Below are 14780 nucleotides of genomic sequence, written 5' to 3'. Positions count from 1 at the left end.
TATTTTAACTGTTTATATATACAGCCTTTTGGTGGCTGTAATGACGGAATACAGGACCTTCCGCAGCTATGGCTTCCAGCGCCTCCAACAACAAACCGATTGTGGTTCTTGCTGAAAAACGTGATCAGGCGCGCCAACTCGCAGAAGCCATGGGCTGGCGCATGGGATCGGATCACGGTACCGGTCAATGGGATGGTCGGCCGGTTTCCATTATCTGGGCCTCCGGACATCTGCTGGAAATTATGGAGCCTCAGGAACTTAAGCCTGATGCCAGCTGGAGCAATCCTGCCACGTTATTACCTATTCCCCGCAGTTTTGAACTGCGTGTGAGTGCGCCGGGCAAAGGACGCAAAGGGAAAACTCCTAATCAGTACCTCAAGGTCATTCGCCAACAGCTGAAAGGTGCTGGGGAAGTGATCGTCAGTACCGACCCGGATAGAGAAGGCACCGCCATTGCCTGGCATATACTGGAACACTGTCGTTTTCGTGGGCCGGTCCGCCATGCCTGGCTGGTGGATGGTCTGGATAAATCCGCTGTCCGTAAAACCTTTTCCCGCCTGAAAACCGGTGAGGAGATGAAGTCCTGGTTTCGGGCTTCGGAAGCCCGTGCCCGTTCTGACTGGGCTTACCAGTTTGTGGTGCGTGCGCTGACCTGTTACGCCCGTCACGGACGTATGGGAAATCTGTTGGGGCAGGGTTCTGGTCGCGAATCTGTGGTATCCGTTGGCCGGGTTCAGACACCGACACTCGCACTGGTTGTGCAACGTTCCCGGGAGATTCGTAACTTTGTTCCCAAAGATCATTTTCTGATTGATGGCACGTTTGATCTGGCAGGGCAGCAGGTTAAAGCCCGTTATGCTCCGGAAGTGACGGCTGATATTGTCGATGCTTCGCCTGCCGGCGTGGAATGGGAGCCTTCCAAAAAGATCGTCAAGGATGGTGATCCGGAACCCTTGGATACGCCGCTGTTTGTAGGAAAGGCTGAGGTTGAAGCTTTCCGGGACAGGCTAATGGCAGAAGCGGGCAGAGCCGTGGTGATCTCCAGCAAAACCCGGGATATCAAACGTAATCCTCCGATGCCGTGCGATCTGGCGGAGTTTCAGGCTGAGATGAATAAAGCAGCTGGCCTGACCGCAGCACAGGCCCAGAAGGTACTGGAAAAACTCTACAACGATGGTCTAGTAACCTACCCGCGCACCGAGCATGCGGAGTTACCGGTTTCCCTTTATGAACCGGGTGAACGTAACCCTGTTTTGGAACATCTGTCGAAGCTCTCCTCTTTAGGCAATGTTGCGGCACGCGCCAAAGATATCCACAACGGTCAGGACACGACATACAGTTCTTTCCGCCCGGCCTGTTTCACCACCAAGCCGATGGAACACTATGGCATTATCCCGACCCGCAAGGCGGCAAACCTGGAGAAAATGCCACGGCAGGAACAACAGGCGTATGAGATTGTTGCCCGTCGTTATATTCAGGCACTCTGGCCTGCCGCCAAAATTCGGGAGCAAAAACTAGGTTTTGCGGTACCTGCGGAAGATCTGCTTGGGCATCGGTACAGTCGTTTTGCCACCACACTGAATGTTGTACTCGATCCTGGCTGGATGCAGGCCTTCCCGCCAGAGAAGGACCGTCCGGATACTATCTCTCCGGTACCTGTTACCAAAAATATGCCATCGCCTCTTTTGGCGGTTGATTTGCAAACACGCACTACGCGTCCGCCTCCCTGGTTTACTGATCGTTCCCTGATTAAGGCCATGAAGTCTGTTGGTCGTCATGTGCGAGATCCCAAACTGCGTAAACTGTTACGGGAAAGTGCCGGCATTGGTACTCCCGCGACCCGAAGTACCATTCTGGAAACCTTGCTGGCCCGTGAGTTTGTCTCCCGAAAAGGCAACCGTCTGGAAAGCACCCCGAAAGGCGAAGCACTGGTGGATGATCTGCCTTCCTGGCTGACTCAGGTTGAGACAACGGCGGTTTGGGAAGACTGGTTGAACAGAATCTGTGAGCTGCGCAGTGATGATACGACCGCCAATGCCCAGCGAGATAAGTTTGTCAGTCGTCAGCTGGACCGGCTGGAAGAGTACCTTCAGGAACTTCAGCAACGGCATGGGCCGGTTTCCGGTCATGCGCCCAGAGGTGGCCCAAAATCAGGTGGTCCGCGTAAGCCAACACCGAAGATGCTGAATTTTGCCAAGGCAATCGCCAAGCAGATGGGCCAGCCCTTGCCAAAGGGGGTGATGACAGATGGCAAACAGTGCAGCGCTTTCATTGATGCCAACAAAGGTTGCATGGGCTCACGGGAATCGGGCTCCGGTAATGCGCCACAACAAACAGATACCCAACCGGCCTGACCGGTAACAATTCACTACCCTGACAGCCTCCGTCCTTTTCTATAGTGCATCTCCCCGAAAGGCAGGTGAGACTATGGGACTCAGGCTGTGGACAAGGCTGGCAGGTGTGATTGTGCTGCTCGTGCTGCAGGCCGGGTTGTCGTCATCTGCTGTTGCTGAAGAAAACCCACAGAGTGAGCCGATTACCCGGGCTGATCTGGGTTGGGACATTTCTGCAAGAGCCGGTAGCGGCTGGCTTCCTGACTACTCTTCCAATCGAAGTGGTACCTTCCTTCGCAAAGGCGACCGCATCCTGTTTCTGGAAGGCATGACTGATGATGTCTGGGCCAGTATTCAGAACGGTTTTTATTATGGTGGTGTGCTGCCAGCGACGATGCTTGGCTCGACTTATATGCTGCTCAGTGCTATTGGGCAAAGCAGCTCTACAGGGCTTGGTGGTGGGGCGTCTCCGGTCAAACTCTCTTCGACGATGCACTATGCCGGCTATGGTGTCGGGCTGCTGGCCATCCTGAACTCCTGGGGCTGGCAGATGAAAAATTTTCTGACCAATGGTTACTCGTCAGGATATTGGAATCTCTCCGCTCAGATGGCCGGTGGTCTGGAAAGCCATTATGCCGGGATTGATGCTTTTCAGCAGGCGCAGCGAGCAGGGCAGCCCGTCGCGCCACGAGGGGTAAATGCGCAAACCATCATCATGCCGGTATGGATGGGAACGGCCTGGCTTCTGGATACCCTATACAGTCGGATCAGCGGGAAGATGACTGGCAGTATCCGTGTCGATCTGCCGGCCTGTCTTGCCGAGCGCGTATTTGTGAATATTGCTCCAACTTCGGAAGAGCATGGTGAGCTGCGTATTCACAGAATCCCCCGGCCTTTGCGCAATGAAAGCCCGCGATTTCTCCAGACACAATGTTCCGAGTGGGATGCATTGATGGAAGTGATGGATCGGGATCGTATTGATCATTTGAGTATCAGGGCAGCTTCCCGAGGTGGAAAGCTATTACTGCATACGACTTTTCTGGATCACCGCAGTCCTAACCAAGGCACTCTTGAGATTACGACTGGGATAGATGCTGCAAATCTGGTCTGGGCTGAAGATATGCTGGTTCAGGGTGTTCAGCGCCGTAATGTCAGAGATATTCAGACCTTGCTGCATCCGGATATTATGCACAGCATACATACGGCTCTGGATTGCTATCAGCAGTTGGGAACAGATCAGACGTCATTAACCTGCGGCGGTACTCTGTTGCATCGCGAGCGGACTGATAGACGCAGCTTTACCTGGGAGGCCGCTGCTCAGTTATCCAAAGCGCCGATCAGCTGGACCCATGAATCGGTGGATAAAACTCTGCTGTATTTTGATTACCCCAAGGGAGACAGTGTGCCTTATCTGGTCTGGCATGATGGTCCCTGGTTGGAGTTACGCGGTAATCAGGGTTACGACGAACCGGAGGTTTCGGTCTATCACTTCTCAGAACGTGCGAGCTATGCCATTGCCGGAGATATGGATTATCTTGTGCGCTATATGCCTCATGCGGTGCTAAGCCAGATGGTTCTGCCTTTCTACAAATCGCTGGCTCCAAGTGCTCATTTTGATCGGCAAAGCCAGAACACACTAGATTCTCTGGAAGTAATGGCTCTGAATTATGCGCCGGGCTGGCTGACCAACCTTCATACTTTTATGGATGTCCTTCGAGGTGTGGGCCCGACTCAACCGTCTTTCCATATGACTTTTTCCGCAGGGTGGCGATATCCGGGCACTGCATCTGGTGGTAACCGTTCTCCCTGAACAGTTCACAGACATACCAGGACGCTATACGGTGCGCGCGGGTCGTCACATGCACCTGATCCCAGAACAGGTAATCATCCTCGTTCGGGCAGACTTTAGCTGATGCGAGATTAAACAGGGTGACCAGCCCCGTTTCGTGATCACACCCCGGGATATAAACATTGGTGCAGGGTTTATCTGTTTCCAGAAAACCATTATCTGGATCCAGAGCCACCTTCCGAAAGATCGCACTGATATCACCAACGGTGAATTTGACCTCCGGCCAGGCTTTCTCGATTAATCCCGCCAGCCTCTGGACATATTTATTGTGCTGAACGCCCCATGATGTCACCAGATCCCGGCGAGGGCCGAGATGGAAGCAGGGTGCAAGGGAGTAGTCCGGCACCATTCCCCAGAAAATATGTTTGGCACCAGCTTCAACCAATGCGCGAATACTTTGGAACTGCTTCGCCACAACAACGGATGGATCGGTAAAACCGTTGATATAGTCATTACCGCTGAAGAAAATCGCGTAGATGGTGTCTGGTGATAGAACCGGATTCTTGGACAGGTAAATAGAAAGCACATGCCCGAGATTGGGTGGAAGGATCTTCCCCTGAAATAATAGTCTGAGCCCGGGAAGCTTTTTCAGTTCCCAGGAGTGTTGAATGGTATCGAACAGGTCTGTGGTCCAGCTGGCCCCAAATGCCAGATTGCGATACTGCTCTCTTTTGGAAATATCTAGTCCGGCATAAGCGGCAACATATTCAACCGTTGTTGGACCATTGGAGAAATAACCCTTGTTATAGGGCGGGGAAGGAAAAGCCGGGAATGGAACAATGGCCGGGCCAACATTTGCAACTAATTCGGAGAGAGGGTCACTAAATAAGCTACGGAAATCATTGGTACTATAGTTTTCGTTTAAAGGGTCCGGATAACCCATGTAGTAATGAGATAGACGCCAAGTGTTGGCATTGTCCGAAAGGCTGTCTCCAAAAATAACCAGAGAATCAATAGGACGGACGCTTTGTTTTTCATTTCCTACCGAAAGGCTTGCAACAGTCATTATTCCCCCGAATAACAACAGGTGAAGCCCATTTCGTAAAGCGACATTCCAAAACCAGAGTGCCAGCCGCTTACAGATTTTATCCCAACAAGTAATGGTGCGTTTTTGCATCACGTTTAATGAGTGGTATCTGCAGGGTTTGAGTTATGATTCAGGCAGTTAAAGCGCTACGAGTGTAGCACCGGTTATTTGGAGTGTTAGGTAATGTCTTTTTATCGTTGGCAGGGGGATGATTTGATTATCGCCTGTCACCTCCAGCCACGGGCCAGTAAAGATGAGTTTTCCGGTCTTCACGGCGATAGTTTGAAGATCCGCATCAAGGCTCCCCCTGTCGAGGGGAAGGCAAATGGTTATCTGATTAAATTCCTGGCGTCCCAATTTGGGGTCAGTAAGCGCGATGTGAAGATTATCAGCGGTGACCTGAGTCGGGAAAAACGGGTCGCTATTTCCAGCCCGGAAAAGCTTCCGGCGGAGCTGGAAATCACATTGGCCTGATTTCCGTGTTAGAGCTTTTAAACTCTCTAACACGACAGTGGTGTTTTGTTGTAAGGTGCCATTCTCTCAACAGGCTCTAAACTTAAGACCAGTGGCTGACTGGATTAATCACGCCGCGTATTTATAAAGAATTGAGATAAAGCAGTGGACGAATTTTTGGGTATAAATTTAGGAACTGGCCCGATTCCTGTTTATTTCTATCCTCTGGCCATGCTGGCTGGTGTAGGAATTATTGCCGGGATTATCTATTGGTTGCTCCGCCGTCGGGCGGCCTCATCTTTATATTTGAAAGATCCCCTGTTTGATGGCCCGTCCCGTTCCTTTTACGGTTTGCTGGATGTTGCAGCCCGTGAACACTTCAGCCTGTTCCGTAATGTTCCTGTTGATACGGTAATCTGCCACTCTGGAGCGGTCAGCCCTTTGCCCGGAAAGGTTCGTAATGCCAGCTTTGATATTCTTCTTTGTGATCGCCGGAAAATGTTGCCCAAGTGCGCGATCAAGCTGGTAGAAAAGAAGCGACAGAACAAGCAGATGGATGAGCTGCGGGATTACTGTGATCGGGTTGATCTGCCACTGTTGGTTTATGAAGTGCGCGGCATTCTTGATGTTGCCCGTCTGCGTCGTGATGTTTATCAGGCTGCGGGTATGCATGAGCTGCTGGGCACCTGTGAGGTTGTTGGTGGTGCCCGCGATACCATGGCGGCTGCCAATAGTGATGTTATCAATGAGAGCCGGGCTATTAACGATGCTCCGATTCTGGATGATACTGAGCGCCGAGAACCAACGCTGAGTGCCGAGCATGATGAAGCAGATCATGTTGAGCATGATGCTCACGAGGAGCATCACGACGGAGGCCAGACCTGCCGTAAGTGTGGAGCGGCGATGATGATGCGTACGGTGTCCAGTGGTAAGCATGCAGGCCGAAAGGCTTTGGTTTGCGAAACCTTCCCGACCTGCCGTTATGCTGTGTTATCAAAGGAAGAGGCATCCTGAGAGGCCTCTTCAGAAGGCCCTTCTCTACAGATTCTTCCGGTACACCATGAAAGATGAGGGCGGCATGATGGAATCGTACAGAGACCGAGCCGCCCCATTGTATTCCTGAGTATGCCAATAGAGCCGAAAGGCTCCCAAATCCCGGGCCCTCTGTTCTACTCCCTCGATCAACAGACGAGCCGCTCCGGTTCCCCGAGACTGCTTGCTCACGTACAGATCTTCAAGATAACAGCTCTTCAGGTTGTTCCAGGTCGAGTCATGGAACAGATAGTGGGTCAGGCCAATCAGATCGCCGTTATATTCCGCAACCAACCCGCTGACATTGTGTGAAGCGTCCAGAATCCGCTTCCAGGTGATGTCGATCACTTCGATAGAAATAAAGTGGCGATAGAAACTCTGGTAGCCAAAAAACAATTTATTCCACTGTTCATAGTCACTAGCAACCGGCTCCCGAATAATGACGGACATGGGTAGCTCCCGTTAGATGGAAACAATATCGGCTACGCGAATCAGCTCGGCATTAATCTCTGTGCGCTCTTTGCAGGCCTTTTCCAGCCCGGTCAGGGAGATCAGGTTATTTCTAACGCCAACCATAACGCCGGACGAGCCATCACGAAGAGCATCAACGGCAGCAACCCCCAGACGGCTTGCCAGAACCCGGTCTGCACAGGTGGGGCGACCTCCGCGCTGGATATGCCCAAGCACAGTCACCCGAGACTGGTAGCCATCCATCTTGGCTTCCACCGTCTTGGCCAGCTCATAGACACCGCCGCTCTTATCGCCTTCCGCCACAATCACAATGCTGGAGGTTTTCCCCTTCCGGCCACTGCGTTCCAGTGATTGCAGCAGGTAATCCATCCCGCGTGATTGTTCAGGAATCAGAATCTCCTCACTGCCTGCACCAATACCTGTATACAAGGCGATGTAGCCGGCATCGCGGCCCATCACTTCAATAAAGAACAGGCGGTTATGGGAGGTCGCGGTGTCGCGGATTTTATCTACAGCATCCTGCACGGTGTTGATGGCGGTATCGAAACCGATGGTGAAATCAGTGCCGTAAATATCGTTATCTATGGTGCCGGGAATGCCGACCACGGAGACTCTATGTTCACGGGCTAAAAGCACAGCACCGGTAAAAGAGCCATCGCCACCAATCACAACCAGCGCCTGAATACCGGACTCTTCTAATTGCGCGGCCGCTCTGGCCCGTCCTTCCGGCTCGTAGAACTCCCGGCAACGGGCAGACTTCAGAAAGGTACCGCCCTGATTGATGATATTGGCAACAGAGCGGCTGTTCAGTGACTCCAGCTTTCCTTCCAGCAGGCCGGTGTAGCCTTCATGAATCCCGGTGACTTCCATGCCGTGGTAAATCGCGCAGCGAACAACAGCCCGCACTGCGGCATTCATTCCCGGTGCATCGCCACCCGATGTCAGTACACCAATGTGTTTCAGCGAAGAACTCATAGTTACTGCAAACCCGTCACACAGAAATGACTGCGAGTATGGAACACCTGCCACAATTCGCCATTTTTGCTGCGGAATTTGTCACCACTGCAGCACCGGATTGCCCGCTTTGGTCGTTTAAATAGAAGGTGTCAAAGACGCACACCCAAAGAAGGAAAACACCATGGCAATGCAAGCAAACAACACTTCTCGTCTTATCCCATCCCGCGTAAAGGCGATTGCCTGTGCACTGACGCTGGGTTTGGCAACGGTTACTACTGCAAACGCCAGCAGCACAACTGAACACGAAACCTGGGGCAAAGAGAAAACATCCATTGTGGCTGGCACAAGTGTAGCGGGCGCACTGATTGGTGGACCGATTGGTTTTATTGTTGGTCTGGCCGCCGGAGACTGGCTGGGCAATAACGTCAACAAAGCAGACAAGCTCGATAATATGGTTGCCGAGCGTGATCTGGCCCTGGCAGAGCTGTCCCGGGTTCAGGAGCAGCTGGCTATTGCCATGAACCAGACTGAACAGTATCAGGCGCTGGCTCTGGATACTCTGCAACTCAGTATTATGTTTGGAACGGCGGAAGATCAGGTGAATGATCGGGCGATCCCGCAGTTGGATGCACTGGCTCGCCTGCTGATGGAACAGCCGGAACTGAAGGTGCAATTATCAGGCTTTGCCGATCCTCGTGGCGCGGAAGCTTTTAACCTCGAGCTATCCGAGCGTCGTGCCAGCAGTGTGCAGCAGTATCTGGTGAGCAAAGGCATTAGCGAGCAGCGTATCAAGAGCTTTGGCTATGGTGCCCGCATGCCTAAGGGGGAGCGTGATCTGGATGCCTTTGCGATGGAGCGGATCGTAACGATTGAGCTGCAAAGTGAGAATCAGGGGCTGGCGATTAGTCAGTAACTCAGCCAGCCATTTAGCCAACAGCAAGCGGCCAGTAACGGGGTGACTGCCATGGGCGGCACCCCGTAATTTTTTGAGTGGTTAATGTCCGAACAAGGCGTAGATACCAAGCACCAGAAATAGCGCTGCGGCTGCACGGCGAATCCAGATCAGAGGCAACTTGTCAGCAAGGTTATTCCCCAGAAAAACAACAGGAACATTGGCCAACATCATCCCGAGAGTGGTGCCGAGAATAACCATCGAGAGTGGCTGATACTGAGCCGCCAGAATTACTGTTGCAACCTGAGTTTTATCGCCAATCTCCGCCAGGAAAAACAACAGAACGGTAGCAACAAAAGCCCCGTATCGATGGAAGCCTGTATCCTCGTCTTCCATCTTGTCAGGAATCAGAGTCCAGACCGCGACGGCAATAAAGGACGCACCAACCAGCCAGCTGAGAACATCTTCGCTGAACATCCCGGCGAGCCAGTTACCAAGCCAGGCTGAAGCGGCATGGTTGAGAATAGTGGCTACAAAAATACCAGCGGTAATCGCCCATGGCTTGCGATAACGGCAGGCCAGTAACAGAGCCAGTAGCTGGGTTTTATCACCGATCTCGGCGATAAACACCATCAGTGTGGAGAGAGCGAGAGCTTCCATAGATAAGACGTTATTAAGTCTGGAGGCGGGACAGGTTCAACAAACCAAAGTAGCACAACACTCTGCCCGCCTCGGGTGAGAGAGTTGCACTACAGGTCTTGCCAAACCCTCTGAAAGACGAAGGTCGCAGTCACCATGAGCATTGAGGCTCAAGTATGTTGATAACTGCTCTTACCGGGCCAGAAATGGCAAAGGTAAGGAGGCTACTCCCCTGGAGCCGGTGCAGGTTAACAGGATGCCGGCAGGAAATCAGCCGCTATCTTTTGAATTGTTTTCCTGGGTATAGATTTGTCGCAGGCGAATGGCATTAAGCGGTAAAAGCAGAATATGGAGGCAGAGAACGGGGGGCAGGTCTCGCAACGATGCGTAAAAGATAAACATGATATTGCTGACTATGGCGACGATTCGCAATCGCTTCATATCGGTTTCAAAGAAGGTAAGAAACACGAGAAAAGAAGCAATAAAACCCACAATCTCCTGAGGGCCAGCCTGAGACCAATCAATAGTAATCATTTGGGATTATGGTGCTGAATAAGCCTTGCGAATGGTATGAGAGTCTAGCAGCGGCATAGAACCTTTTTTGATTCTGAGCCTGAATAATCAAAGTACGAACGTACGCTTAGGGTCTGTTGACGTTTGATTGTGATAATCTGAGCCGGATAAAAATGCCTGGTACCTATGGATATGGCCCGCACGATAGCGATTGTGGAAGATGAACCGGCAATTGCCGCGAATTACCGTGATGCCTTTGAGCGTTATGGTTTTTCTGTACGCTGTTATTCCGATCGTGAATCCGCCATGGCCGGCTTTCGGCTGGCACTCCCTGATCTGGCTGTTATTGATGTGGGCCTTGGCGATGAGATGGAAGGCGGCTTTGATTTGTGTCGAGAGCTTCGCTCCATGGCACCGCAATTACCGATCGTGTTTTTAACCGCCCGGGGTGATGAGCTGGATGTGATATCCGGCCTGCGGTTGGGGGCTGATGATTATCTGACCAAAGATATCAGCATCGCCCATATGATGGCTCGGGTTCATGCCTTACTGCGCAGGATGGAGCGTATCAGCCAGCCGCAGGCGGAAGCAGATGAAACTCTGGAACGGGGTGATCTGGCTATTAACGTGGATCGAATGCTGGTGACCTGGAAAGGTCAGCCGCTCGATCTTACGGTAACGGAGTTCTGGATTGTGCATTGTTTAGCCCATTACCCCGGTCAGGTTCGTAACCGCCAGCAGCTGATGGATGCCGCCCGGACAGTACTCGATAACAACACCATTACCTCCCATATCAAACGGATTCGTCGCAAGTTTCAGTCGCTTGATGATGGTTTTAATGAGATAGAAACCGCCTACGGCATGGGATATCGCTGGAGCAGTCGAACAGGATGAAACTGGGGCGGCAGTTACTGGTTGTTAGTCTTTTATTGCTGGCACTGCCTCTGGCTGGTGTGCGCTGGGTTCAGGAGATGGAGCTGACCTACCGGGAGCAACAGGTTCAGGTGTTGAATGCTTCTCTGCGTTCGATGGCTGCCAGTCTTGCCCTGCAGGGGCTTTTGCCTGAATCAATAAACGGCAATGGTTCTGTTTATGTGCAGCCAGTCTCTTCGCCGCTATTGATCGATGGTTATTTTGAAGACTGGAAAGCCCGGGATCTGACCAGCCGCCCTTATGCTGATGCCGGCCATCCTGATTTTTCGGCCCGTGTCTTTACTGCTATTCATAGCTCAACACTGTATCTGGCTTTTCAGGTGCACACAGGTAATGTCGTGTATTTTGCGCCCCAGGGCAGCCATCAATTTAGCAGTGACAGAATAGAACTGCTGACCGGAAGCGCAGTGCCAGATAAAGCGGTGCAGAGGTATTCCATTACCACCGAAGCTCCCGGCCCGGTGGTTCCCAGATTGATAACGAATATCAGCAGCCAGCCGACCTTCCGTGAAAACCGGATTCGGGGTTACTGGCGGGATATCCCCGATGGTTACCAACTTGAACTGGCGATTCCCATCAGCCTGCTTCCAGTCTCCGATGATGGTTTCCGGCACTTTGGTTTCCGTATTCTGGATGGCACCGGTAAAGGTGTGATCAGCTCCTTTGCCAGCCAGCCGACAGTTAATACGCTTCCGGGTGTTCTGGTGCTGCCGGATGAACCTTTGACGCAGGCTCTGGAACCTTTTCTGGAAGATGATCTGCGTTTAGGCGTTATCGATAACGCCGGCTGGCAGATTGCCAAAACCCGTGTAGGTCATACAGAAGATCATCATCAGGAAGAACCGTTCTGGTTGATCAGTTGGGTCTACCGAAAAATTCTTAGCTGGAACAATATTCCTGAATATCAGGCCGGATGGCGAACCGGAAGCTGGCAGAACAGTCCTTTGAAAAGTGTTTTGGCGGGGGAGCCTTCTGCCGTCTGGCGGCGACAGAATGATAATTATATGTTGCTGGCAGCCTGGCCTTTGATCAAACAGGGTGAGGATCAGGATCCGCAGATTGTTGGAGCCCTGATTGCCGAGCAGGGTAGTGATGCCATTATGGCGCTGGCCAGCCGCTCCTTTAACCGGCTGTTTTCCCTAAGTCTGCTGGTGATTGTGCTGGTGGCCGGTGGTCTGCTTGGTTATGCCTCCTGGCTTTCTCTACGCATCAGAAAGCTGAATCAGGCGACAGAGCGATTCTTTCAGGATGGCCGGGAAGGGCGTTCTACTCTGGAGTTTCCGGTCAGTACATCCAGAGATGAGCTGGGGGAACTCTCCCGCAGCATTGCTGCCATGATTCGTCGGCAGCAGGAACATACGGAATATCTGCGCACCTTGGGCAGCAAGCTCTCCCATGAGTTGCGCACGCCTCTCGCGGTAGTGCGCTCTTCTCTGGATAATCTCTCCCACGAAAGTCTGAACGACAAAGGGCAAATGTATGCCAGCCGTGCACTGGATGGTGCAGATCGGTTGGGCCTGATTCTGAACAGCATCAGTGAGGCCACGCGTTTGGAAAATATGATCGCCAGCGATGCCGACCTGCAGGAGTTTGAAACGGTTGATCTTGCCGCCATGCTGTCTGATCTGTTTCAGGCATACAGTGCGATTTATCCGGATGCCCGCTTTCAGCTTTCCTCTCCCCAGGCTTCCTGTCCTGTGCGAATTATTCCTGAGCTGGTGGTTCAGGCCATGGATAAGTTGGTCGCCAATGCTGTGGACTTTTGCAGCGAGCAGGGTGAGGTTACCCTTGGGCTGCAAGCTAACGGCCGTGGTTATTGTTTGACGGTTGCAAACGACGGCGATCTTCTACCTGAAGCAATGCAGGGGCGGCTGTTTGAATCTATGGTTTCTGTGCGCAAAACCCGGGATGAAAAACCTCATCTGGGGCTTGGGCTTTATATTGCCCGCCTGGTGATGGAGAAGCATGGTGGTTCCATCGTGGGAGAGAACAGAACTGCTAACAACGGTGTTATTTTCTCGCTCAACTTTCCTGCGCAATAAAAAGAGCCGGCAAGCCGGCTCTTAAATCACATCAGGGATTAATCTTCTTTTTTATCCTCTTCGCCTTCCTCGTTTCCTTCTTCATTGCGAGGCTCTACAGGAAGTTCTTCATGAGGCTCTTCCTGAGAGTTCTGACGAGCAGGCGTATTGATGCCTGAGTCATCACCAGACTTTGACTGGAGCTTTTCTTCGTAAAGCTTGACCTGAAGCTTAAGGGCAACGACCTCATCCTTAACGGTGTCTGAACCCTTAGCAACGAGGGCCGAAATCTGTTCGGCAGTCTCTTTCGCTTCCTTCATCTTTTTCAGCTGCTCAGTCAGGTCGGCCAACTGTTCCTGAAACTGTGCGATCTGCTCGTCCTTCTCGGTGTTGAGCTTACGAGCCGCGGTCAGCTGAGTCTGGAAAGTATCTCTAGCTTCAGCATTGGCATCGCGCTGCTCTTCAGCCTGCAGCTTCTCACCATTCAGAGTCTGATTGGTTTCCCGCATCAGATTCAACTCTGCGTTGAGAGTCCCATTATCGCGAGTCAGACGATCTTTTTCCTTAATGGCTGCGGTTTTCTCCTGAAGGGCTACAGCTTTCTGCTGGCTCAGCTGTTGATTAGCACCCTGCAGTTCATCTCTGGCGCTGGTCAGGGTTGTCTTTTCTTTTTTCAGACCATCAACTTCCTGAGTCAGAGTGGTTTTCTGCTGGCTCAACTGCTGATTTTCGTTCCGCAGGCCAGTGTTGGCCTCAGTCAGGTTAGTCTTGTCAGTTCTCAGACCATTGGCTTCATTTTCCAAAGCCGTCTTTTGTCCTGTAAGCGTGTCCTTATCTCTAGTCAGATCAGTGACTTGAGTTGTGGCTTGAGCTCTGGCAGCCGATTCGGCTAACAGATTTTTTTCCAGCTGCAAAACTTCGGCGCGGCGAGAGAAATCTTCAGCCTGCTCACGAGTTGCCTGAGCGTTGGCGCTGTTTCTCCAGCTGTTGTACTTGCCACAGCCCCAAACGAAGCCAAGGGAAGCAACAGTTACGATTGCGAATGCCGGAGCGGCAGCCGGGATAAAGCCACATACCAGAGGCATGGAGGCTGTCATCGCAGAGATTTGCGGCAGAACAGCAATAGTGGAAACAGGAACTGCCAGGTAGTTGAATACGCTGGCCAGTTTGCTGCCACAACCGTATGTTTCCTGAGCAGTCGCCTTCTTGTTAAGTACGGCAGCGCGATCATTCAGAAGCTTGATCTTCTGGTCTCTATCTCCTGCTTTCTCAACCTTGGCCAGAATCTGACGGTTGGTTCTGTTCTGGAATACGGCAACTGCACGTCTTTTGAATGTGCGAGCAACGTTCAGCAGGAAGGGGGTAACAGCAGGAGCTGCAACAATGGAAAGGGAGGCAACACTGGTCCGGCCCAGGTGAGGCAGGATGACAGACGTTGTATCGGACATCTTCAGGAGCTCTGGGGCACGAGCAGTGATGGCATCACGGACGTAGCTCTGAGCTTCAGTGACCAGTTTAACGCCGGCACCACAATAGGTGCTGACTGTGTTGGTCATTGCGATTACTTTTTCAGGTACCGCATAACCGAAGATTTGCGCAGCACCTTCTACTTGGTTGTTAGACATGTCTAAGACCTCCTTGTCTTATTACAGAATTCTTT

13 protein-coding genes and 1 riboswitch are annotated in these 14780 nt (G+C 52.1%); of the genes, 7 read left to right on the top strand and 6 right to left on the bottom strand.

Annotation, left to right across the window (positions count from 1 at the left end; all coding sequences use genetic code 11):
- Nucleotides 1-68 precede the first annotated feature (68 nt).
- Both EHSB41UT_RS20235 and EHSB41UT_RS20230 read left to right on the top strand, forming a co-directional pair.
- Nucleotides 69-2354: a DNA topoisomerase gene (locus tag EHSB41UT_RS20235; protein ID WP_087112689.1), complete on the top strand. Its 2286-nt coding sequence runs from the start codon at nucleotides 69-71 to the stop codon at nucleotides 2352-2354.
- 73 nt (nucleotides 2355-2427) lie between these two features.
- Nucleotides 2428-4143, top strand: a complete 1716-nt coding sequence (locus tag EHSB41UT_RS20230; RefSeq protein ID WP_087112688.1) for a hypothetical protein — start codon at nucleotides 2428-2430, stop codon at nucleotides 4141-4143.
- Here EHSB41UT_RS20230 and EHSB41UT_RS24520 read toward each other — a convergent pair.
- Complete coding sequence (locus EHSB41UT_RS24520; protein ID WP_133060596.1) at nucleotides 4034-5188, bottom strand: SGNH/GDSL hydrolase family protein; 1155 nt, start codon at nucleotides 5186-5188, stop codon at nucleotides 4034-4036. The two genes, EHSB41UT_RS20230 and EHSB41UT_RS24520, sit on opposite strands and share 110 nt — an antisense overlap.
- Before the next feature lie 204 nt (nucleotides 5189-5392).
- Between EHSB41UT_RS24520 and EHSB41UT_RS20225 the strand changes: the two genes are divergently transcribed.
- The gene (locus EHSB41UT_RS20225; protein WP_087112687.1) at nucleotides 5393-5683 is read left to right on the top strand and encodes a DUF167 family protein; all 291 of its coding nucleotides are present in this window, start codon (nucleotides 5393-5395) and stop codon (nucleotides 5681-5683) included.
- Between the two features lie 156 nt (nucleotides 5684-5839).
- Nucleotides 5840-6676: a DUF2726 domain-containing protein gene (locus EHSB41UT_RS20220; protein ID WP_133060595.1), complete on the top strand. Its 837-nt coding sequence runs from the start codon at nucleotides 5840-5842 to the stop codon at nucleotides 6674-6676.
- Between the two features lie 24 nt (nucleotides 6677-6700).
- Here the strand turns inward: EHSB41UT_RS20220 and EHSB41UT_RS20215 are convergent, their stop codons facing one another.
- Together EHSB41UT_RS20215 and pfkA are read right to left on the bottom strand one after the other, a co-directional pair.
- Nucleotides 6701-7144: a GNAT family N-acetyltransferase gene (locus EHSB41UT_RS20215; protein WP_087112685.1), complete on the bottom strand. Its 444-nt coding sequence runs from the start codon at nucleotides 7142-7144 to the stop codon at nucleotides 6701-6703.
- Nucleotides 7145-7156: 12 nt separating this feature from the next.
- Nucleotides 7157-8140 (bottom strand): 6-phosphofructokinase, encoded by a 984-nt coding sequence (pfkA, locus tag EHSB41UT_RS20210; protein ID WP_087112684.1) that lies wholly within the window; start codon nucleotides 8138-8140, stop codon nucleotides 7157-7159.
- Nucleotides 8141-8303: 163 nt separating this feature from the next.
- On the opposite strand from pfkA, the gene EHSB41UT_RS20205 reads away from it, so the two are divergent.
- Entirely contained in the window at nucleotides 8304-9035 is a 732-nt protein-coding gene (locus tag EHSB41UT_RS20205) for an OmpA family protein (RefSeq protein WP_087112683.1), read from the top strand.
- A gap of 81 nt (nucleotides 9036-9116) precedes the next feature.
- On the opposite strand, the gene EHSB41UT_RS20200 is transcribed toward EHSB41UT_RS20205, so the two are convergent.
- Nucleotides 9117-9674 (bottom strand): TMEM165/GDT1 family protein, encoded by a 558-nt coding sequence (locus EHSB41UT_RS20200; RefSeq protein WP_087112682.1) that lies wholly within the window; start codon nucleotides 9672-9674, stop codon nucleotides 9117-9119.
- Nucleotides 9675-9777: 103 nt separating this feature from the next.
- Nucleotides 9778-9901: riboswitch (yybP-ykoY riboswitch) on the bottom strand.
- A gap of 22 nt (nucleotides 9902-9923) precedes the next feature.
- Nucleotides 9924-10187, bottom strand: coding sequence for a hypothetical protein (locus EHSB41UT_RS20195; RefSeq protein WP_087112681.1), 264 nt, complete (start codon nucleotides 10185-10187; stop codon nucleotides 9924-9926).
- Between the two features lie 171 nt (nucleotides 10188-10358).
- Here EHSB41UT_RS20195 and pdsR point away from each other — a divergent pair, with 171 nt between their 5' ends.
- Together pdsR and EHSB41UT_RS20185 are read left to right on the top strand one after the other, a co-directional pair.
- A complete protein-coding gene (gene pdsR, locus EHSB41UT_RS20190) occupies nucleotides 10359-11060 on the top strand; it encodes a proteobacterial dedicated sortase system response regulator (RefSeq protein ID WP_087112771.1) in 702 nt (233 codons plus the stop codon).
- Nucleotides 11057-13141 carry an ATP-binding protein gene (locus EHSB41UT_RS20185; protein WP_087112680.1) on the top strand — a complete coding sequence of 695 codons (2085 nt, stop codon included), beginning with the start codon at nucleotides 11057-11059 and terminating at the stop codon, nucleotides 13139-13141. The genes pdsR and EHSB41UT_RS20185 overlap by 4 nt, the downstream gene beginning before the upstream one ends.
- 38 nt (nucleotides 13142-13179) lie before the next feature.
- Here the strand turns inward: EHSB41UT_RS20185 and EHSB41UT_RS20180 are convergent, their stop codons facing one another.
- A complete protein-coding gene (locus EHSB41UT_RS20180; RefSeq protein WP_087112679.1) occupies nucleotides 13180-14745 on the bottom strand; it encodes a coiled-coil domain-containing protein in 1566 nt (521 codons plus the stop codon).
- Nucleotides 14746-14780 lie beyond the last annotated feature (35 nt).

It is taken from the genome of Parendozoicomonas haliclonae (genome assembly GCF_900174585.1).
Taxonomy (GTDB): Bacteria; Pseudomonadota; Gammaproteobacteria; order Pseudomonadales; family Endozoicomonadaceae; genus Sansalvadorimonas; species Sansalvadorimonas haliclonae.
This window is presented reverse-complemented; position numbering and strand designations above follow the sequence as displayed.

Coding starts and splice junctions, on each gene's coding strand:
- EHSB41UT_RS20235 (WP_087112689.1), top strand. CDS start 69: ATGGCTTCCAGCGCCTCCAACAACAAACCGATTGTGGTTCTTGCTGAA.
- EHSB41UT_RS20230 (WP_087112688.1), top strand. CDS start 2,428: ATGGGACTCAGGCTGTGGACAAGGCTGGCAGGTGTGATTGTGCTGCTC.
- EHSB41UT_RS24520 (WP_133060596.1), bottom strand. CDS start 5,188: ATGACTGTTGCAAGCCTTTCGGTAGGAAATGAAAAACAAAGCGTCCGT.
- EHSB41UT_RS20225 (WP_087112687.1), top strand. CDS start 5,393: ATGTCTTTTTATCGTTGGCAGGGGGATGATTTGATTATCGCCTGTCAC.
- EHSB41UT_RS20215 (WP_087112685.1), bottom strand. CDS start 7,144: ATGTCCGTCATTATTCGGGAGCCGGTTGCTAGTGACTATGAACAGTGG.
- pfkA (WP_087112684.1), bottom strand. CDS start 8,140: ATGAGTTCTTCGCTGAAACACATTGGTGTACTGACATCGGGTGGCGAT.
- EHSB41UT_RS20205 (WP_087112683.1), top strand. CDS start 8,304: ATGGCAATGCAAGCAAACAACACTTCTCGTCTTATCCCATCCCGCGTA.
- EHSB41UT_RS20200 (WP_087112682.1), bottom strand. CDS start 9,674: ATGGAAGCTCTCGCTCTCTCCACACTGATGGTGTTTATCGCCGAGATC.
- EHSB41UT_RS20195 (WP_087112681.1), bottom strand. CDS start 10,187: ATGATTACTATTGATTGGTCTCAGGCTGGCCCTCAGGAGATTGTGGGT.
- pdsR (WP_087112771.1), top strand. CDS start 10,359: ATGGCCCGCACGATAGCGATTGTGGAAGATGAACCGGCAATTGCCGCG.
- EHSB41UT_RS20185 (WP_087112680.1), top strand. CDS start 11,057: ATGAAACTGGGGCGGCAGTTACTGGTTGTTAGTCTTTTATTGCTGGCA.
- EHSB41UT_RS20180 (WP_087112679.1), bottom strand. CDS start 14,745: ATGTCTAACAACCAAGTAGAAGGTGCTGCGCAAATCTTCGGTTATGCG.